We start from the raw sequence: 715 nt of genomic DNA, 5'->3' as shown, positions 1-715 counted from the left end.
TAAACTCTTTATGCTTTGGTAAAAATTAGTTAAATAGTCTGACTAATTTATTGGGTTAACGGTTTAATAATGAAGGAAGACACATGCTGAGAATTGATTTAAATGTTCCCGACGATGAATACGAAAAGGTACGGAAACTGGGCGCGCACTGGGATGCGGCAGCCCAAATCTGGTATATCGACAACCGTTTTGACCCGACCCCGTTTATGAACTGGTTACCGTTCTACAATATCCATGCTGAATGCTGGTATCTGGCCCAAACCCGGACGCCGTGCCCGCACTGCCATCAACACACCATCGTCACGGCGTTTATGCTGCCTGCCGGACACCAGCTACTGGAAGCGGATAACGGCGATGAACCCGGCACGGAAGTGGACTACTCAGAGCAAGACAGCCCGGCGTTTCTGTTTTATATCGCCGATATTCCCACTATTGTGCGCAGCGTGTTGCCTGGTTTTCATCACACCCTGCGCAAAGCGGTCAGCCAACGGCTGCGCAGGCAGCACTGGATAAACCATTGCGAACACTGTGGCGCACAGCAGGATGATACCGACCTGTTTGCGGAAGTCGGTGGGGCATTTTTCCCGACTTCCAGGGAGCAAGCGGCAGCGATTCAGCTTCACCGTATTGATCAGCCCTTTGTGGGATATTGTGAAGATATCTCGCATCATCACTATCATTTCGACCCGAAGCAAGATATTAATTCGGTGTTCAA

At 49.8% G+C, this 715-nt stretch carries 1 protein-coding gene; it reads left to right on the top strand.

Going from position 1 to position 715, the window contains the following annotated elements; all coding sequences use genetic code 11:
* Positions 1 to 83: 83 nt before the first annotated feature.
* On the top strand, positions 84 to 715 hold a 632-nt coding region (locus tag AAC147_RS11650; RefSeq protein WP_047686666.1), incomplete at its 3' end, for a DUF5710 domain-containing protein.

The sequence above is a fragment of the Xenorhabdus sp. NBAII XenSa04 genome (assembly GCF_963866145.1).
GTDB classification, from domain to species: domain Bacteria; phylum Pseudomonadota; class Gammaproteobacteria; order Enterobacterales; family Enterobacteriaceae; genus Xenorhabdus; species Xenorhabdus indica.
This window is presented reverse-complemented; position numbering and strand designations above follow the sequence as displayed.